Origin of the sequence: Paraburkholderia phymatum, assembly GCF_038900715.1 — a bacterium.
In the GTDB taxonomy this organism is placed as follows: Bacteria; Pseudomonadota; Gammaproteobacteria; order Burkholderiales; family Burkholderiaceae; genus Paraburkholderia; species Paraburkholderia phymatum_A.
In genome coordinates this window covers 85,073-104,743 of sequence record NZ_JAYMRZ010000015.1, presented here as the reverse complement: position 1 = coordinate 104,743, position 19,671 = coordinate 85,073, and the positions used below count along the sequence as shown (strand labels likewise).

The window sequence follows — 19,671 nt, the reverse complement described above, 5'->3', positions numbered from 1 at the left end:
GCTGCCGCCTGTGCTTCAAGACGCTTTACAGCACGACCTTCACCATCGGATGCCCGGTCAGCGCCCGATAGATGTCGTCGAGATGCTCGCGGTTCAGCGCGCGCACCGTCACCGTCAGACCGGTATAGTTACCGCCGCTCGACGGCCGCACTTCGATACGCGTCGCGTCGAAACCGCCGTCGAACTGGCGGATCACCTCGACGATCGTCGTCTGGAAATCCGGGTGCGACTTGCCCATCACCTTGATGGGGAAATCGCAGGGAAAATCTATCAATGATTCGTTCACGGGACTCATCCTCGACTCCTTCACTCACCGCACGCAATCACTCACATATGATTGCGCGCGGAAAAAAAGCAAGCCGCAGATCCTGTTCTTGTTGCCGGCTTACTTCTTCTTGTTGAACATCAGCATCATCGAATCCCACACGCGTCCGACGATGCCCGCCTGCGGCACAGCCTGCAGCGCGACCAGCGGAACCTGCGCGAGCGTCTTGCCGTCGGCGACGAACTTCACGCTGCCCACCTGCTGGCCTTCCGTGATCGGCGCGATCAGCGGATCGGCGTGCTCGACCTGCGGCTTGACCTTGTCGCCCATGCCCTTCGGCAGCGTGATGTACTGATCGGACTTCACGCCGAGCTTCACCGTATCCTGCGAGCCCTTGTAGACACGCGGCGTCTCGATGACCTGGCTGGCCTTGTACAGACGCACCGCGTCGTACGCGGAGTAGCCGTAGTTCAGCATCTTCAGGCTGTCCTGCACGCGGTCGTGCTCCTTCTGCTCACCCATCATCACCGTGACGAGACGGCGCGACGCATCGGGCACGCCCGCCAGCGGACGCTTCGCGGTCGCGATCAGGCAGTAGCCGGCCGCCTGCGTGTGGCCCGTCTTCAGGCCGTCGACGGTCGGGTCGATCCAAAGCAGACGGTTGCGGTTCGGCTGCTTGATCTTGTTATACGTGAATTCCTTGACCGAGAAGATGTTGTAGTAATCCGGGTAATCGCGGATCAGGCGCGCGGACAGGATCGCGAGGTCGCCCGCCGTCGTGTAGTGCTGCGCATCGGGCATGCCGTTCACGTCCGAGAAGTGCGTGTGCGTCATGCCGAGCTTCTGCGCTTCCGCGTTCATCATGTTGACGAACTGCGATTCGCTGCCGCCCACCAGTTCCGCCAGCGCGATCGCCGCGTCGTTGCCCGACTGCACGATCATCCCGTAGACGAGGTCGTGAACGGTGACGGGCTTGTTCGCCTCGATGAACATGCGCGATTCATCCGTCTTCACGCGGCGCACCGCTTCGCTCGGATTGATCGTCTGATCCATCGTGATCTTCTTCGAGCCCAGCGCCTCGAACACCAGATACGCGGTCATCAGCTTGGTCAGCGACGCCGGCTCGACGCGCTCATCCGGATTGCCCGACGCGAGCACCTGGTTGCTGGTTGCATCGACGAGCACCCACGAGCGCGCGTTTACGCCCGGCGGCGGCACCTGAGCGAACGCGCTGCTCGCGACGAGCGCAGCGGGCAGAACGAGCCCCAAAGCCAGCTTGCTGGCGACGGTTTGCGGAATGAAGGAAGCGAGGCTGGAATGGCCGGGGTTCGAAAAGCGCATAGGATCGGTTCGGGCAGAAGTATGTTCTGGGTGCGCAAGGACGCGCAGTTCGGATGTTCGCGTGATGCCGGATTCGCAGGCGCCGCCGCGCGCAAACGGTGCGGCGTCGATTTGACTGCTCGTCAGACTATCGGTTCGCGGTCGGTTCGCGCAGCGCGCCTCGCATCTCGCGCCGAATCCGCCGTCCAGACTCACGGAGAGGCGATTCGATCCACCAGACGGGCAACGCTGCGCCCAAAAAAAGAGCGCTCATTATACAAGCGGCTGCCTGACAATTAGCCTTGAGTTTGTGGCGTCGCAACGAGTTTTTCCCGCAATTGCGCGGGCTTTATGACGACGAAGGGCGGCACGCGGCCGCCCTTGTTTTGTCATGCGCGAGCGCGCGCGAATCAGCGCCACGCGTCGACGATGATGCGCTTGAGGATATGCAGCTTGCGATGCAGGAAATGCTCGGCGCCCGGAATCACGATGACGGGCAGTTCCTGCGGACGCGCCCAGTCGAAAACGGACTGGATCGGCACGGTATCGTCGGTTTCGCCATGGATGACGATCGTGTTTTCCGGCACGGGCGCGACGTCCCAGCGGCTCGCCGCCGTGCCGACGAACACCATCCGCTCGATTTCCTTGCCCTCTTCGCGCAGCCGCGCGGCGACGTGCGACAACACGAACGTGCCGAACGAAAAGCCCGCGAGCACGAGCGGCAGATCGGCCTGGCCTGGCTGCGCGCGCATATGGTCGAGCACGGCGAGCAGATCGTCGCGTTCGCCGATGCCGGCGTCATGCGTGCCTTGCGTTTCACCTACGCCGCGAAAATTCGAGCGGTACGTCACGTAGTTCAGCTGGACCAGCGTGCGCGCGATCGTCTGCGCGACCTTGTTGTCCATCGAGCCGCCGAAGAGCGGATGCGGATGCGCGACGAGCGCGATGCCGCGCGGCGCGGCGTTCGCATCGCGCGTTGCGTCGGGTGCGTCGAGCGCTACTTCGATCTTGCCCACCGGGCCGTCGATCAAAAACTTCTTCGTTTGTGCATTCATCTTGTGGTGTCGCTGGTGTCGCTGTTGTCGCTATCGGGGCGCGGCTGGCATCAACGGTCGATCAGCAGACGCTCGACGATCTTGCCGTTCACGAGATGCGAATCGACGATCTCGTCAATATCGGATTGATCGACGTAGGTGTACCAGACGCCTTCCGGATACACGACGATGGTCGGCCCTTCCTCGCAGCGATCGAGGCAGCCGGACTTGTTGATGCGCACCTGGCCGGGACCGGCGAGGCCGAGCTGCTTCACGCGTTTTTTCGCGTACTCCTGCATTTCCTGCGCGTTGCAGTTCGCGCAACACGGACGCGACGCGCCCGGCTCGCGCTGGTTCAGACAGAAAAAGACGTGATACTTGAAGAAAGAATTCATGGCGACAGGCGAGTGAAATCCGTTGACGGCGCGCCGCGCGCGGATCGTACAGCGCGCTGGGCAGCATGAGATGAGGTTCCGTCGATTATAACGACGGGGCTCGAACACCGCAGATCGCACGGCGATATCCACGCCGATGTCTATCCGCGCACCACTGCGATCCACGATGCGGTGCGCGGGTCACGCCCTCGACCCGCGCCTTCTCGTCAGCAATGCGTGTTCCGCCGACAGCCCGACCCACACGAGCACCGCATACGGCCACATCCACGCGAGCCAGCGCGCGAGTCCGTTGAAGTGCAGATAGCGCCCTTGCCGCCAGTCCGCGAGCACGACATCGAAATACGGGTTGACGGGCAGCAGATTGACGAACACCAGCGAAACGGCAAGCGCCATCACCGCGAGCGCCGCACGCGAACCGCGCGGCAGTTTCAGCGCCAGCAGCATCGCGACGAAACCGCTGGCGAGGCCGATCAGCGCGCCCGGCGTCGCCCAGTTGAATGCGAGGCCCGACTGCGATTGCAGGAACGTCGCGCCCGCCTTGACGACGAGCGCCGCCACGACGAACGCGATCAGGAGCCGCGCGCGCGGCGCCCGCTCGCGCATCGGCAGCGACGCGAGCGCGCCTGCCGCCAGCAGATTGAGCGCGGTGATGCTGGCTTCCCACGCATCGTCGGGCAGCCACGACGCGACGAACGCGGGCCACGCCTGCACGTGCCATGCAGCGGGCGTCCATGCGAGCAGCGCGTCCTGCATCGTCGAATCGAAGCGCAGCCACAGATCGCGCGGCCACGCGCCGAGGCCGAACAGCAGCGGCGACGGATACATCGTCGCGAATGGCCACAGGGCCACGAGCCCGATCACAGCCGTGCGATCGCGCTCGAACCACAGAAAACGCATGCGGCGCAGCATCCCGCGATCGAGCAACGCGCCCGTCAGCGGCGACATCAGCGTCGCGCCGAGCAGCGCGCCGAGCGCATTCGCGGCCAGATCGAGATTCGACGCGACGCGCGTCGGCAGCCAGGTCTGCACCGCCTCCATCACGCCCGACAGCAGCGTGCCGAGCCCGAACGCAATGGCCACGGCAAGCGCGCCACGCCAGCGCGGATAGACGGCGAGCACTACGAGCGCGCCGAACGGCATGTAGCCGAGCACGTTCGTCACGACATCGAAGGCCGTCAGGTACTGCGGAAAAGGATCGAAGAGATAGTCGAGCGGACCGATGCCGAGCGAGCGCCAGCCCATGAACGGATACCACGATCCGTAGACGATCAGTGCCGCATAGAGCGCGAGCGCCTGCCTCGCAAACGCCGACGGCCGGCGCTGCCACGGCTTGTCAGCCATCCGGCGCTCCCATGACCGCGCGTCCGTCCGTCATTGCTGCGCGACGAGCGCCTGCACGCCGAGCCACGCGGAAATCTGCGCGACGAGATCGTCGGTGGCGGCTGCGAGCGCGCGCGCGCCGCCCGCGGCGTCAGCCGAACTCGACGGCGCGCGCGCGAGGAACGTGCGCTGCCCGACCACCTTGCCGTCGACGAAGAGTGTCGTGCGCGCCGTGACGGAGCCGTGGCTTTCCGACTGGCCGTCGAAGTCCTGTTCGAACTGGTCGAGGTCCACCTTGAGCACGGGAGCGTGCCCGCCGTCACCGCCCGTGAGCACCGTGCCGCGCGACGACAGCGCATTGCGCAGCCGCTGCGTCAGCAGTTGCGCGGGCGGCATCGTCCAGTGGCTCGTCGCATACGAGGCCGTCTGCTGCGAGTCCGCATACGAGAGCCGATAAACGAGCTTGTCGGAATCGAGCGTCGCGGGCGCCGTGACATCGAGCACCTTGATCGCCGGCATCGTGCCCGTGCTGCCCGGCAGCGGCGCCGGGCCGAGGTCGTAGCGGATATCGGCGAGCGCGGCCGGATTGCCCGCGCAACCGGCGAGCACGCCGAGCGCGAGCAGCACGGCTGCGAGCGCGGCGCGCGTGATGAAGAGTGGGTGATTCGAACGTGACATTGCTTATTCCTTTGAAATTCATTGTGCCGCGCGCGACGCAGGCCACACGAAGCCCGGCTCGCCCGGGCCGGGCGCGGCATGCGGCGCGCCGAACAGCACGCTGTTCGGCGTGCTGCTGAACGTATCGGCGGCGCGGTCGACCGAGCGCACGGCCGAGCGCACGTCTTCCGCCAGCGAGTTGACGCGCGGCAGCGTGTCGTAGCCGACGCGCGCCGACACGTCCTGCAGCGTCGCATTCATCGCCGTCAGCGCATCGCCCGCCTGCTGCGCGGCCGTGCCGACCTTGTTCAGCGTGACGTTGAGCGGACCGTCGGCGCGATTAAGGCTCGTGATCATCCGGTTCGTCGATACGAGCGTCTGGTCCAGCTGGTTCAACGTGCCCGGCAGCTTGCCCGCTGCCGGTCCCATTTGCGCCGTGAGCGTCGCGACGCCATCGGCCGCATGTTGCAGGCTCGCCGCTGTCGCCATCAGCTGGGCGCGCATTTCCGGCGAAAGCAGCTCGTCGACGTCGCGCACGGTCTTTTCCAGTTCGCGCAGCAGCACGTCGCCGCGCGACTGCAACTGGTCGAGCAGGCCCGGACGCATCGGCATCTGCGCGACGTTCTTCGGCGACGACGCGAGCGGCGTCGTGTCGTGTCCCGTGTCGTCGAGCTGAATGAACGCGAGGCCCGTGACGCCCTGCAGGCCGAGACTGCCGAACGTCGAATGCGTGATCGGCGCGTTCTTGTCGACGAGGATGCGGATCAGGATCTGTCCCGGATGCGCGCGATCGAATTTGATCGACTGCACCTTGCCGACGTCGAGGCCGCGATATCGTACCGCAGCATCCGGGTACAAACCTGTGACATTGGTCCGCGCGATCAGATCGAACGGGATGCGCACCGAGCGGTCGACGTTGAAGAAAAACGCCGCCACGCCGATCGTAATCGCCATCACGACTGTGAAGAGCCCGGCCCAGAAGGCGTGTGATTTGTTTTCCATGGTCAGGTTCCCTGGTTCGCAGCGGGTTGGCGGCCGGCTACGCGGGCGCTTTCACGGCCGCGTGTGATTGCCGGACTCACAGCGCAGTGCGCAGCGGAAGCGCTTCCGCCGCAGGCTCCAGCGCCTCGTGCGGCAGCTTCGCGCGCCGCTCCGGCGACAGCCCCTGCAACGCGAGCCGCCCGCGCAGCCCGAGAAAATACTCGCGGATGAACGGGTGATCGAAGCCCGCCACTTCCTCGACGGGCGCCGCCACGACGACCTTGCGGTCCGCGATCACGGCGACGCGCGTCGACAGCGCGACCATCGTATCGAGATCGTGCGTCACCATCACCACGGTCAGGCCGAGCGCGCGATGCAATGCGCTGATCAGCTCGACGAACTCGTCGGATGCCTGCGGATCGAGACCCGCCGTCGGCTCGTCGAGGAACAGCAGCTCGGGTTCGAGCGCGATGGCGCGCGCGATGCCCACGCGCTTGACCATCCCGCCCGACAGCGCCGCCGGCATCTTCGATGCGTGCTTGCACGGCAGCCCGACCATTTCGAGCTTGAGCATCACGATGTCGCGCAGCAGGTCTTCCGGCACCTTGCCGAGCTCGCGCAACGGCTGCGCGATGTTGTCGAATACCGACAGCGACGAGAACAGCGCGCCGTGCTGGAACAGCATGCCCGAGCGCACGCGCATCAGCGCCGCTTCTTCGTCGTCGAGCTGGGCGATGTCTTCGCCGAACACCTTGATCGTGCCCGACGTCGGCTTTTCGAGGCCGAGAACCTGGCGCATCAGCGTCGTCTTGCCCGAGCCCGAGCCGCCGACGATCGACACGATCTCGCCGCGCCGCACGTCGAAGTCCAGATGCTGATGGACGATGTTGCGGCCGTAGCGCTTCGTGAGATTGCGCACCTCGATCACGGTTTCCGCGATCTGCGGCAGCGGCTGGTCCCGTACGGCGGAGGTAAGCGGCGCGATCATGACAGCCCCACGTTCTGAAAGAGAATCGCGAACACGGCGTCGGCGAGGATGACGACCGTGATCGACGTGACAACGGATGTCGTCGTGCCCTCGCCGAGACTCTGCGAATTGGCCTTGATGCGAAAGCCGAAGTGACAGCCGACGATCGCGATCAGCATGCCGAACACCACGCCCTTGCCGAGCCCGATCCACAGGTTCGCGACAGGCACGACGCCCGGCAGCGCGCGCGCAAAGTACGACATGTCGATCTGCAACACGAGCTTCGCGGCCAGCGCGCCGCCCGTCAACGAAACGATGTTGGTCCACATCACGAGCAGCGGCATCGCGAGCGACAGCGCGAGCACGCGCGGCAAGATCAGACGCAAGCCGTGCGGAATGCCCATCACGCGCATTGCGTCGAGTTCTTCCGTCACGCGCATCACGCCGATCTGCGCGGTGATCGCCGAGCCGGAGCGGCCTGCCACCAGGATCGCCGACAGCACGGGGCCGAGCTCGCGCAGCACCGACATCCCCAGAATGTTCACGATGTACTGGTTCGCGCCGAAAAGCCGCAGCTGCTGCGCGGACAGATAGCTGAGCACGATGCCGATCAGGAACGCGACGAGCGCGGTGATCGGCAGCGCCTGCGTGCCCGCGCTGTAGACGTTCGCCGAAAACTCCTTCCACGGCGCGAGCTTCGGATTGCGCGCGATCGACAGCAGATCGAGGATCACGCGCCCGAACATCGCGATGCCGCCATACAGATGCTCGAAGAACGCGAAGATGCCCAAGCCGAGCTGCGTGAACGGATCGAAGCGACGCACGGGCTCGGGGTTCTCACGCGCGGTGTCGAGCAGCGCGATGCGCTCGAAGATATCGCGCTGCGTATCGTTGAGCGCGACGAGATCGGCGGGCAGCCTGTAGCCCCACACGCGCCACAGCGCCTGGCCGCCGACATGATCCATCCGCTCCACTTGCGACAGATCCCATTGCGCGACATGCGCGCGGCTGGCGATCAGTTCGCGCAGACGCGGCAACGCCCTTTCGTGGACGCGGTCACGCGCGAGCGCAAGCGCAGTCCACTGACCGGACAGGCGCACGATCTTGCCCTGGCTGCCTGCCGCGACTTCCAGTCCGGGAGGAGTGTCGTAGTTCAAGGATCGCTGGAATGTGGTTATCGGATTAACGGGCATTGTAGCGAAGCCACCGCTATTGGGCCCTGGTGGTATGCCTCGTTACGGCGCGAGTTCTGGCGGGGCAGCATGAGGAGAGCGGAATGGGTCACGACCCGATCACGATGACAGTCTCAGTGGCTAAAATACGGTGCATGAATACCCCTAACTCATCCAGCGCCCCGGGCGACTGGCGAATCGACCGGCAGCGCGCCGTCGCCCTGTTCGGACCGGCCGCGCATGACTGGCCCATCGAGATCGTCGAAGAGACGGGCTCGACCAACGCCGACCTGATGGCGCGCGTGAAAGCGCTGCCACGCAAACCGGGCGCGCTCGCGCGGCCCGTCGTGCGGGTCGCCTATCTGCAGACGGCGGGGCGCGGCCGCCGTGGCCGCACCTGGTATGCGGAACCGGGCAACGCGCTGCTGTTCTCGGTCGCGTGCGTGCTGCCGCGGCCGCTCGAAGGACTCGCGGGGCTGAGCCTCGCTGTGGGCGTGGCGCTCGTCGACGGCTTGCGTTCGCTGCCCGTCGCGGGCCCCGGTCAGATCGCGCTGAAGTGGCCGAACGACGTGCTGCTCGAAGGCGACAAGCTCGCCGGCATCCTGATCGAAACGGCGTGGAGCACGCCGGACGCGAGCGCCGTCGTGATCGGTATCGGCACGAACGTGAAGGGCGCCGACGAACTCGCCGCGAAAGTGGGCGCGCTCAACGCGGACGTGCCCGCGCAGGCACGCGGCGCAGCGCCCACGGCCCTCTCTCGCGCGCTGCCGAACGCAAATCTCACCGATACCCTCGCCGCCGAGCTCAACGCGCTCGAGCCGGCATTGCAGCGCTTCGGCGCGGAAGGCTTCGCGCCGTTCCGGCAGCGCTGGAACGGCTGTCACGCCTACGCGGGGCGCGATGTCGTGCTGTTCGAGCAGGGCGTCGAGACCGGACGCGGCGTCGCGGCAGGCGTCGACGATCTCGGGCAACTGCTGCTCGATACCCCGTCCGGCAGGCAGGCGATCGCGACGGGCGACGTGTCGCTTCGTCTCGCGGACGAAGGCAGCGGCGCCGCATGAGTGGCGCACCGTATCTGCTAATCGACGCCGGCAATAGCCGGGTCAAGTGGGCGCTCGTTCAGGCCGATGGTACACAGACGCACTCAGGCGCGTTCGCGCATGGCGGCCAGCTGGTCAAGGGCACCGGTGATCCCTTGCAGTCAAGGCATGAGCCGGACTGGTCGACACTGCCTGCGCCGGGTTCTGCATGGTTATCGAACGTCGCTGGCGACGCCGTCGCGCGCCGCATCGACGCATTCATCGACCGATGCTGGCCCGCTCTGCCGCGCACGACGATCCGCTCGGCTGCGCGGCAGTGTGGCGTCACGAATCGCTACACGACGCCGTCGCAACTCGGCAGCGACCGCTGGGCGGGCATGATCGGCGCACGCGCGGCATTTCCGGGCGAACCGCTGCTGATCGCGACGTTCGGCACCGCGACGACACTGGAAGCATTGAACGCCGATGGCGTGTTCGTCGGCGGATTGATCGCGCCGGGCTGGTCGCTGATGATGCGCTCGCTCGGCGAGCATACGGCGCAACTGCCGACGCTCGACGCAATCGCCGCGCGCGGCCTGCTCGCCGACGATGGCGACGGCGACGCCGCAAGCACAGGTGAGCATGCGAATCGCGCTGCGTGGTTCGCGGTCGATACGCCGCGCTCGTTGTCGTCGGGATGCGCGTTGGCGCAGATCGGCTTCGTCGAGCGGATGTGGCGCGATCTGCAGGATGAATGGAAGGCGCCCGTGCGGCTCGTCGTCAGCGGCGGCGCAGCGGGCGAACTCGCGCAGGCGCTGGGCGTGCCGCACACGCGTCACGATTCGCTCGTGCTCGCGGGACTGGCGCTGATCGCGGCGGAAGCTTCGGCGGATTCGCCGCCGGACGCTCGCCCGGCCTGAGCACCGAACACAGGACAAACAATGGTGGAGACATCAACGATGCTGCGCTGGCTAATCGCCCTGCTCCTGCTCGCCAACATCCTCGCGTTCATCACGATGCGCGGGCTGTTCGGCCCGTCGCCCGCGGCGGGGCCTCGCGAACCGAATCATCTGGGCCGGCAGGTGCGTCCCGACCAGTTGCGTGTGTATCCGATGTCGGCCGCCGACGCGACGGATCTCGCTGTCGTCGGTGGACCCGCGCCCATTACGCCCGTCGCCACGTCGACGCTGAACCAGTAAGAGCGGCTTGGTCGACAACGCGCGGGCCGGACCGTCACCGCGTCGTCATTAGCCCTGCGCGCGCACTTTCTTCAGCAGCGCCGTCGTCGAACGGTCGTGTTCGAACGGAATCGCCAGCGCCTTGCCGCCCCAGCCGCGCACGAGCGCGGATTCCGGCAGCTTGTCCATGTCGTAGTCGCCGCCTTTGACCAGCACGTCGGGGCGCAAAGCGTCGATCAGCGCGACGGGCGTCTGCTCCTCGAAACGCACCACCCAGTCGACGCTTTCCAGCGCGGCCAGCAGCGCCATCCGGTCGGCTTCGTTGTTGATCGGGCGGTCGCCGCCCTTGCCGAGCATGCGCACCGACGCATCGCTGTTCACGCCGACGATCAGCGTCGCGCCGAGCGCCTTCGCGTCCGCGAGATAGGTGACGTGCCCGCGATGCAAGATATCGAAGACGCCGTTTGTGAACACCACCGGGCTTGGCAGCGAAGGGCGAAGTTGCGCGAGGGCATCGCGCGTCATGAGCTTGCGTTCAAAAGTAGCGGCCATGTGAGAAGTCGTTTAGCGGATGTGCGTCGAGTGTATTTGAATCGCCCCTTGCAGTTGCAGAAGAGCTGCACGGCGGCGACGCATGGATTCAAAGCCAGAAAGAAAAACGGCCCGGCGGGTTTTCACCTGCCGGGCCGTGGCGTTCCTGTGCCGCGCGCCGTGCGTTCAGCCGACGGCGCGCCGCCTCTGTCAGGCCAGTTGCTGATGCGCAGCCACCGGCTGTTCAGCCTGCAGGCGCGTCACTACTTCCTTGCGATAGCGGTTCAGTTCCTGAGCGGTGCCGAACGAGCGCTCGAACAGGATCGACAGGTTGTGCAGAATGCGTTCGACCACCTTCTTTTCCCAGCCGTCGTCGAAACGGATCTGCTCGTCGAGCCAGCGCTCGAGCCACTCCGGATCAGGCAGACGCGATTGCACGGTGTCGCGCGGGAACAGCGACTGATTGACGTGCAGGTTCGTCGGGTGCAGCGGCTTTTCCGTGCGACGCGCGGAAGCCATCAGCACGCCGATCTTCGCGAACGACGCGCGCGCGACATCGCCGAAATTCGTCAGCGCCTTTTTCATGTAGCGCAGATACGCGCCGCCATGACGTGCTTCGTCGCGCGAAATGGTTTCGTAGATGTGCTTGATGACGGGCTCGGTATGCCATTCAGCCGCGCGGCGATACCAGTGATTCAGGCGGATTTCGCCGCAGAAGTGCAGCATCAGCGTTTCGAGCGGCGGCGCCGGATCGAACTCGAAGCGGACCGCGTGCAGTTCTTCTTCCGTGGGCACCAGCTCGGGCTTGAAGCGGCGCAGATATTCCATCAGCACCAGCGAGTGCTTCTGCTCTTCGAAGAACCACACGCTCATGAATGCGGAGAAGTCGCTGTCATGGTGATTGTCGCGCAGGAACATTTCTGTGGCGGGCAGCGCCGACCATTCGGTGATCGCGTTCATCTTGATGGTCGCCGCCTGCTCGTCGGTGAGCAGCGACGCGTCGAATTTGTCCCAGGGAATGTCCTTCTCCATGTCCCATCGAACGGACTCGAGCGATTTGTAAAGTTCCGGATAAAGCATGGTGTTCATGATCCCACCCCTGTTCTGCGCAAGGCGACGTCTGTTATCTGTTGCTACTTTGCTGCGGATGAACGGAAATTCCGACGCGTCGGGAACTTTCGCCGTCATCAGCGCAGCATTCAATTTTACGCGGTAATCGACTGCCAAGATGCACGCTTTGGCAAAAGAACTACTGCGGCTCGTGATGCGCACGCGAATTTCATGCCTCGAATGCGCGGCCAACCGTGGGTGAGGGAGAACCTGTGCCTGAGGTCGTGCCAGCTTGGGGCCTGGACGGCAGCATGGGGTCCGCGATGGACGCTCCGGCACCGTATCGGCACCGGCATGGGCGGCGAATCTGTCGTTGATGCGACCTTGTTCGCGCGCTCCCGCAGGCCAGAAAAAGCTTACACGATGATAGCACGCGGGGCTGCACGGCCCTGTTTTCGGGCCGTTAGGACACACTTTGAATTGACGTAAAGCAACGTCGGCGCACGCTATCCACACGAATTCAACTGGATGTGCTAGCGCGAGCACGCGTTTTTATAGCGGCCGTATCGCTTCATCGCGATACGGCCGCCGGTACGTCATTCGGACGCCGACGAAGTTTTCTTCGCAGCCGATCCGCCCGTCGCGCGCTTCGCAGCCGGGCGTTTCGCGGCGGGACGCGACGCGTCGTCGGCGGATTTCGCTTGCGCTGCGGCGTCGGCTTCGGACTCGGGCGCATCGTCCGGATCGAGATCGCTCGGTTCGATTCCCGCGCCCGCTTCCGATGCGCCCGTCGCCGTCGTCGCAGCCGGCTGCGCCATCGCGAACTGTGCGATCTGGTTGAACTGCGCCTGCAGCAGATTCCACCAGCCCGACGCGTCGAATGCGGGCGGCGGCGTCGACTCGCCGGCTTCCTGCGCGCTTGCGGCAGGCTGCGGCTCCGGCTGCTTCGGCGGCGCGTCGGCTACGGGCTGCGTCATCGCCTGCTGCGCAAACGCGCCGAACGCGCGCAGCGTCGTGAGCGTCGCGCGCTGTACCTCGAGCGCCTGAATCGCCGATTGCAGCATGTTCAGGTTGAGCTTGAGCCATTGCTCGACGGCGCGCATGTCGGTGATGCGCTTGTCGAGTTCCTCGACGTTCGTGAGCGGCGCCATCATGTCGGACATCATCGACAGCGACGGCACGATGCCCTGCGCCGCGCCCGGATGCGTGCCCGGAAACGCAGCGCCGAACGGCGTGAGACGCATCATGCCCCACATGCGGTCGAGCATTTCTGCGGGCGGGAAACCGGGGAAGCCGGGAAACGGTGGTGTCGAGCCGGGTGTGTCGGTCATTGCGGTTCTCCTTGATTTCCTGAGTTCGGTTCCAGCGTGCGGCATCGGCATGCTGTTCGATCATACCGCGCGCCGTTTGCGGCTGGCCTCGCGAATTGCTTGCCGGTTGGGTGCCGGGATGCGTGCCTCGTTGGATGCCTCGTTGGGTACCTGGTTGTGTGCCTCGTTAGGTGCCTCGTTAGGTGCCTCGTTAGGTGCCTCGTTAGGTGCCTCGTTAGGTGCCTCGTTAGGTGCCTCGTTAGGTGCCTCGTTGGGTGCCTCGTTGGGTGCCTCGTTGGGTGCCTCGTTGGGTGCCTCGTTGGGTGCCTCGTTGGGTGCCTCGTTGTGTGGCTCGTTGGGTGCCTCGTTAGGTGCCTCGTTGGGTGCCTCGTTGGGTGCCTCGTTAGGTGCCGGATTGCGCGCCGGGTTGCGCGCCGGATTAGCGCGCTTATCGTGCGCTTCTCCCGATGACGGTTTTGCGTTCCCCTAAAGCCGCACTCGCCGATTCGTGGCCGAAAGGAACGCACCCGCGCCTGCATCACCGACGATCAACAGGCGACGCAGCCGCCGCCGCGCCATCGTTAGAACGGCTCCTTGCCCGAAAAATCCGGCGTGCGCCGTTCGCGCAGCGATGCCATGCCCTCTCGCACGTCCGGTCCCGCGAAACCCATGAATTCCAATGCCAGCGATGTGTCGAACGCGGGCCCCGCCGAGCGCAGCCAGTTGTTCAACGCGTACTTGGTCCAGCGGATCGCCGTCTGCGAACCATTCGCGAGCTTGCGCGCGACTTCGAATGTCTTCGGCAGCAGATCGTTGTCGTCGACGGCAAGTGAGACGAGTCCGATCCGCTCGGCCTCTTCGCCGCTCACCGGCTCGCACAGCATCAGGTAGTACTTCGCCTTCGCCATCCCGCACAGGAGCGGCCACACGATCGCCGCGTGGTCGCCTGCCGCGACGCCGAGACGCGTGTGCCCGTCGATGATGCGCGCCGATTTCGTCGCAATCGAAATATCGGCGAGCAGTCCCGCGACGAGCCCCGCGCCGACTGCCGGTCCGTGCATCGCCGACACGATCGGCTTGCTGCAATTGATCACGTTGTAGACGAGGTCGCGCGCTTCGCGCCATACGCGCGTGCGCACATCGAAGTCATTGGCCATGTCCTCGACGAGGCCCAGATCGCCGCCCGCCGAAAAGCCCTTGCCCTCGCCGCGAATCACCACGACGCGCGTCTCCGGATCGCGGTCGACATCGCGCCAGATGTCGGCGAGCTCGCGATGCATGTTCGCGTCCGCCGTCGCGAGATTGCTCTTGTTCGTGCCCTCGCCGCTCATCACGATTTCAAGGATGCCGTGCGCGTGGCGCCGCACGCGCAGCGACTTGTAGTGCGCGTAAAACGCGGGTTCGACCGTTTGCGATTCCGATTCGTGAGACATGGCTGGCATCCGTAAGAGCGACGCGTCGGCGTCGGAACACACTTCACGCACGCGGCGCAGCCGACGCTGCGCCACGCGAACACACCGCGTTTCTAGCGCGGCTGATACTCCCACTTCGCGCTGCGAATCTCGACCATCACGCGCGCGCGCTGATCGAGGCCCAGGTGATCCGTCGTGCTCATATTGACGACGCCGTTCGTATCGGCGAGACCGCGCGTCGCTTCGAGCGCATCGCGCAACGCGCGGCGGAACTCGACCGTGCCGGGCGCGGCCGATTTCAGCGCAACGGGAATCGCGTTATTCAGCAGCATGCTCGCGTCCCACGCATACGAGCCGAACGCCGACACGCTGCCCGGTCCGCGCAGTTTCTCGAAGCGTGCGATGTAATCGAGCGCGAGACGCTTCGAAGCATAGTCCGCGGGAAGCTGCGATGCGACCAGCACAGGACTCGCGGGCAGGAACGTGCCGTTGCAATCGGCGCCGCACACGCGCAGGAAGTCGTTATTGCCGACGCCGTGGTTGTGATAGATCTTGCCCTTGTAGCCGCGCGAAATCAGCGTCTTCGGCGGCAGCGCGGCCGGCGTGCCCGCCGCGCCCACGACGACGGCATCCGGGTTCGCCGCCATGATCTTGAGGATCTGGCCGGTGACGCTGGGGTCGGTGCGGTTGAAGCGCTCGTTGGCCACCACGCTGATGTGATGGATCTGCGCGAACTTCGCGACTTCCGCGTAGAACGTCTCGCCGAGCGCATCTGCCTGGCCGATGTACGCGAGCGTCTTCACGCCGTGCTGGCTCGCGTGCTCGGTGATCGCGGACGCCATCATCGCGTCCGTTTGCGGCGTCTTGAACATCCAGTGCCGCTTCGCATCGACGGGCTCGATGATCTTGGCCGACGACGCCAATGAAAGCGCAGGCGTTTCACCTTCGGCGATCACGTCGATCATTGCGAGCGAGTTCGGCGTGATCGACGAGCCGATGATGGCATCGACATGATTTTCGGAGATCAGCTTCTTCGTGTCCTGCACGGCTTGCGTGGTATCGGATGCATCGTCGAGCACGATGTACTCTACTTTCTGGCCGGCGACCTCTTTCGGAAAGAGCGTCGAGGTATCGCGCGCGGGAATGCCGAGCGATGCGGCCGGCCCCGTCAGCGACAGCACGAGGCCGATCTTCACTTGCGCGAGCGCGAGTCCCGGCAAAAAAGAAAGCGTCGCGCCGAGCACCGTGCGCCGGCCTGTCACGCGAGAGTGGGTAAAGCGCTCGCGCAAAGTTGAAAATGCAAACGTCCCGTATCGCGGCATGCGTTGTCTCCATAGCTCATGGTTTTTGTGCGTCCTGCGCTGCTGCGTGGCTTGCGCGGTTCCGCTACCTGAACAGCGCGGGCTGCGAGGCTCGATGCCCTCGCGCGAGCGTCAGTGTAGCGGCGCGCGCGGCGCGATCGGCATCGGGCGAAACCCTTTCGGTTCGCTCGATGCAATGCGCCGCCAACTTCACGCGTGCATGACGCGTCGATGAAACGTCATGCGCGATGCCCGTCTCACTGCGCGCCGTCGAGCGGCGCAACGGCCTGATCGATCGAACCGAAAATCGACTTGCCCGCTTCGTCGAACATCTCGATCTTCACCGTGTCGCCGAACTTCATGAACTCGGTTTGCGCCGCGCCGTGCTCGATCGTTTCGAGGCAACGCTTCTCGGCGATGCAGCAGTAGCCGCGCTTCGAGTCCTTGTTCGAGACCGTGCCCGAGCCGACGATCGAGCCCGCGCGCAAGTTGCGCGTCTTCGCCGCATGCGCGATCAGCTGGCCGAAGTTGAACACCATGTCGGTGCCCGCGTCCGGCTGGCCGACCTTCCTGCCGTTCCAGTGAACGATCATCGGACGATGCACGCGGCCTTCGCGCCATGCATCGCCGAGTTCGTCGAGCGTCACGGCAACGGGCGCGAACGACGTCGCCGGCTTGCTCTGGAAGAAGCCGAATCCCTTCGCCAGTTCGGCGGGAATCAGGTTGCGCAGCGACACGTCGTTGACGAGCGTCACGAGCCGGATGCTCTTCAACGCCTGCTCGGGCTTCGTGCCCATCGGCACATCGCCCGTGACGACTGCCACTTCCGCCTCGAAGTCGATGCCGAACGATTCCGACGCGCACACGATGTCGTCCTTCGGCCCGATGAAGTCGTCGCTGCCGCCCTGGTACATCAACGGATCGGTCCAGAACTCGGGTGGCATTTCCGCGCCGCGCGCGCGGCGCACGAGCTCGACGTGGTTCACATACGCGGAGCCGTCGGCCCACTGGAACGCGCGCGGCAACGGCGCCATGCATTCCTTCGCGTCGAACGAAAACGTGTTGCGCGCGCGGCCCTGGTTCAGCTCGTCGTAGAGGTCGCGCAGTTGCGGCGCGTAGAAGGTCCAGTCGTCGAGGATGCGCTGCATCGTTGGCGCGATGGTGTCGGCGATGGCGGCCGTATGCAGGTCGCGCGAAACCACGATCAGTTGACCGTCGCGCGTGCCGTCCTTCAGCGTGGCAAGTTTCATGGCGGGAAAGCGTGTGGATGACGATAAGAGGAATGTATTCTACGATGGTGAATCGGCGCGGCCCAAGCGGACGCCTCACGCGGGCTTTTGCACATGGCGACGCGCGCCGGTTTGCGTCGTTTGCCCGCAGCCGTTTTCACGTTCACTGCTCGACCTGTTGCCTATGCCACCGACTGCCCGTTCAACTTCGATCCGCCAGGAAGCCGAATCCGCCGAACCGCTCGACTCCGTCGACGACGATGCCGTCGATCAGCACGAAGGCGGCGAGGAAAAGCTGCGCTCGGGCATCCAGTCGATCGAAGTGGGCTTCCGTCTGCTCGACGTGCTCACGCACGAACCGCGCGCGATGATGCTGCGCGATCTCGCGCAGCGCGCAGGGATGAGCCCGGCGAAAGCGCACCGCTATCTGGTGAGTTTCCAGCGCCTGGGTGTCGTCGCGCAGGACCCGCTGACGGGCCGTTACGAACTCGGCGGCTTCGCGTTGCAACTGGGGCTCGCGCGGCTCGCGCGCGTCGACGGCGTGAAGCTCGCGCGCGTTGCCCTCGCCGAACTGCGCGACCAGCTCGACATGACGGTGGGCATCGCCGTGTGGGGCAATCAGGGGCCGACCGTCGTGCACTGGATGGAGTCGAGTTATCCCGCGAAGGCATCGCTGAAACTCGGCGATGTGATGCCGATGCTCAGTTCCGCGACGGGGCTGCTGTTCGCCGCCTATCTGCCGCGCGGCAAGACAGCCGCGATGATCGAACGCGAGCTCGCGCACACGCAGCGTTGGGCGACGGCCAACACACCGACCACGCCGGAGGACGTCGAGCGCGTGCTCGAAGACGTGCGCGCGCATAGCGCGGCACGCGTCGAAGGCATGTTGCTGCCGACCATACATGCGTTCTGCACGCCCGTGTTCGATTCGAACGGCGATCTCGCGCTCGGACTGATCGCGCTGGGTCACGAAGGCGCATTCGACATCGCGTGGGGCGGCGCAGTCGATACCGCTTTGCGCGAGTGTGCGCAAAAGCTGTCATACGAACTCGGATATAGTCCGACGCCTCGATAGGGTTTCGACAATACGACAAACCGCACGATGAACGGGTGACGGCGGCGCCCGGTCGAAACGTCTTTAACCGTGTTCCGCGTTCAACATACTGCTTCCGATGTCGTCTCCATTCGCTGTCCGCACCGTTTCGTCGCACGCGCAACTCGCCGCGGCGCAGCGCCGTTCGTCGCGGCTGCGTTGGACGAGCGTGCTGGCGGTTGTGGCCAGCGCGCACCTGATCGCCGCGCTGTGGTTCGAACGGCATCACGACACGTTCAAGCCGGTTGCGCCGGAGCACGTTCCCGTGCAGGTTGCGCTGCTCAAGCCCGAGCGCATCGAAACGCAGGCTGCGGGCTCTCCGCCGCCCGCCGTCGCGAAGGCCGCTCCGCCCAAACATGGTGCGCAGCCGCCGCGTGAGCATGTGCTGACGGCGACGCGTCCGAAGCCGTCGAAACTGCCCGCGACGAACGAAGCCGCCAGCGCGCCTGTCGTCGCTTCGGCCGCTTCGGATTCTGCTGCGGCCTCCGCTGCGGCAGCCCTGGCCGCCGCGAATCCTGGACCCGGCATCGGCCAGGGCAGCGCACCACACTCGACGCCAGGCGTGAAGTTTTCCGTGCCGCCATCGGGCGATCTGCAATACGACACGTTCTATAACGGCGTGCGCAATCAGCCCGGCACGATTCACTGGACAAGCGATGGCCACTCGTACGATATGGTCGTTTCGGTGCCTCTACCGTTTGTCGGCACATTCAGCTATTCGAGCCACGGACACGTCGATGCGTTCGGTCTCGCCCCCGATCAGTACGTCGAAAAGCGCGGCCGTCGCGGCGAAGACGTGACGACGTTCCATCGCGATACGAAGCAGATCGGCTTTACGCGCACACCGGCTACATTAACGCTGCCCGACGGCGCGCAGGACCGCTTCAGCATGGTGATGCAACTGGCCAGTCTGGTGCGCGGCGACCCGGACGCCTATCAGCCAGGCGTCACGCGGCAGTTCTACGTGACGGACAACGATAGCGGCGAGATCTGGCCTATCGAGACGATAGGCGACGAAACCGTGCGCACCGGGCAAGGAACGGTCGATGCACGGCATTTCATGCGGCTGCCGCGCCGCGAAAACGATCGCCGGCGCATCGACGTGTGGCTCGCGCCGTCGCTCGGCTGGCTGCCGGCGCGCCTCGTGCAGACGGAACCGAACGGCACGCAGATCGAACTCGTGTGGCGCGGCAAGCTCGCTCCGCCGGATGTCAACGACACCTCTTCGTCTTCTTCGGACGACACCTCTTCGGGCAGCGCCCAACCCTCCGTCACCGATCCAGGCGCCGGGCCCGAAAAGCCCTGATGCAAGCAGGCTCTTGGCGATGCGGGATACTTAACGATCGAGGCCGTACTCGTCTTCAGAAACTTCTGTCGCGTGCATGAATCGCAGGACGAGCAGCGCTCATCACGCGAACGGTTCATGCGCATCCCATG

General features: G+C 65.2%; 20 protein-coding genes. 5 read left to right on the top strand and 15 right to left on the bottom strand.

Annotated elements, in window-relative coordinates:
• Positions 1 to 25: 25 nt before the first annotated feature.
• The 9 genes from VSR68_RS25565 to VSR68_RS25525 form a co-directional block, all read right to left on the bottom strand.
• Positions 26 to 295 (bottom strand): DUF493 family protein, encoded by a 270-nt coding sequence (locus VSR68_RS25565; protein ID WP_087734212.1) that lies wholly within the window; start codon positions 293 to 295, stop codon positions 26 to 28.
• 90 nt (positions 296 to 385) lie between these two features.
• Complete coding sequence (locus VSR68_RS25560; protein WP_342942506.1) at positions 386 to 1,606, bottom strand: D-alanyl-D-alanine carboxypeptidase family protein; 1,221 nt, start codon at positions 1,604 to 1,606, stop codon at positions 386 to 388.
• Positions 1,607 to 1,995: 389 nt separating this feature from the next.
• Positions 1,996 to 2,640: an alpha/beta hydrolase gene (locus tag VSR68_RS25555; protein WP_342942505.1), complete on the bottom strand. Its 645-nt coding sequence runs from the start codon at positions 2,638 to 2,640 to the stop codon at positions 1,996 to 1,998.
• Positions 2,641 to 2,690: 50 nt separating this feature from the next.
• Complete coding sequence (locus VSR68_RS25550; RefSeq protein ID WP_342942504.1) at positions 2,691 to 3,014, bottom strand: ferredoxin; 324 nt, start codon at positions 3,012 to 3,014, stop codon at positions 2,691 to 2,693.
• 180 nt (positions 3,015 to 3,194) lie between these two features.
• Positions 3,195 to 4,355: a VanZ family protein gene (locus tag VSR68_RS25545; RefSeq protein ID WP_342942503.1), complete on the bottom strand. Its 1,161-nt coding sequence runs from the start codon at positions 4,353 to 4,355 to the stop codon at positions 3,195 to 3,197.
• 30 nt (positions 4,356 to 4,385) lie between these two features.
• Complete coding sequence (locus VSR68_RS25540) at positions 4,386 to 5,012, bottom strand: ABC-type transport auxiliary lipoprotein family protein (RefSeq protein ID WP_342942502.1); 627 nt, start codon at positions 5,010 to 5,012, stop codon at positions 4,386 to 4,388.
• Between the two features lie 18 nt (positions 5,013 to 5,030).
• A complete protein-coding gene (locus VSR68_RS25535; RefSeq protein ID WP_342942501.1) occupies positions 5,031 to 5,993 on the bottom strand; it encodes an MlaD family protein in 963 nt (320 codons plus the stop codon).
• A 76-nt stretch (positions 5,994 to 6,069) separates the two neighbouring features.
• Positions 6,070 to 6,960, bottom strand: a complete 891-nt coding sequence (locus VSR68_RS25530) for an ABC transporter ATP-binding protein (RefSeq protein ID WP_342942500.1) — start codon at positions 6,958 to 6,960, stop codon at positions 6,070 to 6,072.
• Positions 6,957 to 8,096, bottom strand: a complete 1,140-nt coding sequence (locus VSR68_RS25525; protein WP_342942499.1) for an ABC transporter permease — start codon at positions 8,094 to 8,096, stop codon at positions 6,957 to 6,959. The genes VSR68_RS25530 and VSR68_RS25525 overlap by 4 nt, the downstream gene beginning before the upstream one ends.
• A gap of 170 nt (positions 8,097 to 8,266) precedes the next feature.
• Between VSR68_RS25525 and VSR68_RS25520 the strand changes: the two genes are divergently transcribed.
• From VSR68_RS25520 to VSR68_RS25510, 3 genes are read left to right on the top strand one after another with little or no spacing between them, the layout of a single operon-like run.
• Positions 8,267 to 9,172 (top strand): biotin--[acetyl-CoA-carboxylase] ligase, encoded by a 906-nt coding sequence (locus tag VSR68_RS25520; protein WP_342942498.1) that lies wholly within the window; start codon positions 8,267 to 8,269, stop codon positions 9,170 to 9,172.
• Complete coding sequence (locus tag VSR68_RS25515; RefSeq protein WP_342942497.1) at positions 9,169 to 10,050, top strand: type III pantothenate kinase; 882 nt, start codon at positions 9,169 to 9,171, stop codon at positions 10,048 to 10,050. Before VSR68_RS25520 ends, VSR68_RS25515 begins: the two co-directional genes overlap by 4 nt.
• 39 nt (positions 10,051 to 10,089) lie before the next feature.
• Positions 10,090 to 10,329 (top strand): hypothetical protein, encoded by a 240-nt coding sequence (locus VSR68_RS25510; protein ID WP_342942496.1) that lies wholly within the window; start codon positions 10,090 to 10,092, stop codon positions 10,327 to 10,329.
• A 48-nt stretch (positions 10,330 to 10,377) separates the two neighbouring features.
• Here the strand turns inward: VSR68_RS25510 and rfaE2 are convergent, their stop codons facing one another.
• From rfaE2 to VSR68_RS25480, 6 genes are all read right to left on the bottom strand, one after another.
• The gene (rfaE2, locus tag VSR68_RS25505; protein ID WP_342942495.1) at positions 10,378 to 10,860 is read right to left on the bottom strand and encodes a D-glycero-beta-D-manno-heptose 1-phosphate adenylyltransferase; all 483 of its coding nucleotides are present in this window, start codon (positions 10,858 to 10,860) and stop codon (positions 10,378 to 10,380) included.
• A gap of 189 nt (positions 10,861 to 11,049) precedes the next feature.
• Positions 11,050 to 11,928, bottom strand: a complete 879-nt coding sequence (locus tag VSR68_RS25500; RefSeq protein WP_342942494.1) for a ferritin-like domain-containing protein — start codon at positions 11,926 to 11,928, stop codon at positions 11,050 to 11,052.
• Positions 11,929 to 12,485: 557 nt separating this feature from the next.
• A complete protein-coding gene (locus VSR68_RS25495) occupies positions 12,486 to 13,220 on the bottom strand; it encodes a PhaM family polyhydroxyalkanoate granule multifunctional regulatory protein (protein ID WP_342942493.1) in 735 nt (244 codons plus the stop codon).
• 560 nt (positions 13,221 to 13,780) lie between these two features.
• Entirely contained in the window at positions 13,781 to 14,632 is an 852-nt protein-coding gene (locus tag VSR68_RS25490) for an enoyl-CoA hydratase/isomerase family protein (RefSeq protein WP_342942492.1), read from the bottom strand.
• 92 nt (positions 14,633 to 14,724) lie between these two features.
• Positions 14,725 to 15,933 (bottom strand): ABC transporter substrate-binding protein, encoded by a 1,209-nt coding sequence (locus VSR68_RS25485; protein WP_342942491.1) that lies wholly within the window; start codon positions 15,931 to 15,933, stop codon positions 14,725 to 14,727.
• 236 nt (positions 15,934 to 16,169) lie between these two features.
• Positions 16,170 to 17,162 (bottom strand): fumarylacetoacetate hydrolase family protein, encoded by a 993-nt coding sequence (locus VSR68_RS25480; RefSeq protein WP_342942490.1) that lies wholly within the window; start codon positions 17,160 to 17,162, stop codon positions 16,170 to 16,172.
• A 163-nt stretch (positions 17,163 to 17,325) separates the two neighbouring features.
• On the opposite strand from VSR68_RS25480, the gene VSR68_RS25475 reads away from it, so the two are divergent.
• Together VSR68_RS25475 and VSR68_RS25470 are read left to right on the top strand one after the other, a co-directional pair.
• On the top strand, positions 17,326 to 18,216 hold the full coding sequence (locus tag VSR68_RS25475; RefSeq protein WP_342942489.1) for an IclR family transcriptional regulator: 891 nt from the start codon (positions 17,326 to 17,328) through the stop codon (positions 18,214 to 18,216).
• Positions 18,217 to 18,313: 97 nt separating this feature from the next.
• Positions 18,314 to 19,540: a DUF3108 domain-containing protein gene (locus tag VSR68_RS25470; RefSeq protein ID WP_342942488.1), complete on the top strand. Its 1,227-nt coding sequence runs from the start codon at positions 18,314 to 18,316 to the stop codon at positions 19,538 to 19,540.
• The last annotated feature ends 131 nt before the right edge of the window (positions 19,541 to 19,671 follow it).

What these genes read in the sequence shown, in the direction of transcription:
- VSR68_RS25565 (WP_087734212.1), bottom strand. Translation starts at nt 295, where the DNA reads ATGAGTCCCGTGAACGAATCATTGATAGATTTTCCCTGCGATTTCCCC.
- VSR68_RS25560 (WP_342942506.1), bottom strand. Translation starts at nt 1,606, where the DNA reads ATGCGCTTTTCGAACCCCGGCCATTCCAGCCTCGCTTCCTTCATTCCG.
- VSR68_RS25555 (WP_342942505.1), bottom strand. Translation starts at nt 2,640, where the DNA reads ATGAATGCACAAACGAAGAAGTTTTTGATCGACGGCCCGGTGGGCAAG.
- VSR68_RS25550 (WP_342942504.1), bottom strand. Translation starts at nt 3,014, where the DNA reads ATGAATTCTTTCTTCAAGTATCACGTCTTTTTCTGTCTGAACCAGCGC.
- VSR68_RS25545 (WP_342942503.1), bottom strand. Translation starts at nt 4,355, where the DNA reads ATGGCTGACAAGCCGTGGCAGCGCCGGCCGTCGGCGTTTGCGAGGCAG.
- VSR68_RS25540 (WP_342942502.1), bottom strand. Translation starts at nt 5,012, where the DNA reads ATGTCACGTTCGAATCACCCACTCTTCATCACGCGCGCCGCGCTCGCA.
- VSR68_RS25535 (WP_342942501.1), bottom strand. Translation starts at nt 5,993, where the DNA reads ATGGAAAACAAATCACACGCCTTCTGGGCCGGGCTCTTCACAGTCGTG.
- VSR68_RS25530 (WP_342942500.1), bottom strand. Translation starts at nt 6,960, where the DNA reads ATGATCGCGCCGCTTACCTCCGCCGTACGGGACCAGCCGCTGCCGCAG.
- VSR68_RS25520 (WP_342942498.1), top strand. Translation starts at nt 8,267, where the DNA reads ATGAATACCCCTAACTCATCCAGCGCCCCGGGCGACTGGCGAATCGAC.
- VSR68_RS25515 (WP_342942497.1), top strand. Translation starts at nt 9,169, where the DNA reads ATGAGTGGCGCACCGTATCTGCTAATCGACGCCGGCAATAGCCGGGTC.
- VSR68_RS25510 (WP_342942496.1), top strand. Translation starts at nt 10,090, where the DNA reads ATGCTGCGCTGGCTAATCGCCCTGCTCCTGCTCGCCAACATCCTCGCG.
- rfaE2 (WP_342942495.1), bottom strand. Translation starts at nt 10,860, where the DNA reads ATGGCCGCTACTTTTGAACGCAAGCTCATGACGCGCGATGCCCTCGCG.
- VSR68_RS25500 (WP_342942494.1), bottom strand. Translation starts at nt 11,928, where the DNA reads ATGAACACCATGCTTTATCCGGAACTTTACAAATCGCTCGAGTCCGTT.
- VSR68_RS25495 (WP_342942493.1), bottom strand. Translation starts at nt 13,220, where the DNA reads ATGACCGACACACCCGGCTCGACACCACCGTTTCCCGGCTTCCCCGGT.
- VSR68_RS25490 (WP_342942492.1), bottom strand. Translation starts at nt 14,632, where the DNA reads ATGTCTCACGAATCGGAATCGCAAACGGTCGAACCCGCGTTTTACGCG.
- VSR68_RS25485 (WP_342942491.1), bottom strand. Translation starts at nt 15,933, where the DNA reads ATGCCGCGATACGGGACGTTTGCATTTTCAACTTTGCGCGAGCGCTTT.
- VSR68_RS25480 (WP_342942490.1), bottom strand. Translation starts at nt 17,162, where the DNA reads ATGAAACTTGCCACGCTGAAGGACGGCACGCGCGACGGTCAACTGATC.
- VSR68_RS25475 (WP_342942489.1), top strand. Translation starts at nt 17,326, where the DNA reads ATGCCACCGACTGCCCGTTCAACTTCGATCCGCCAGGAAGCCGAATCC.
- VSR68_RS25470 (WP_342942488.1), top strand. Translation starts at nt 18,314, where the DNA reads ATGTCGTCTCCATTCGCTGTCCGCACCGTTTCGTCGCACGCGCAACTC.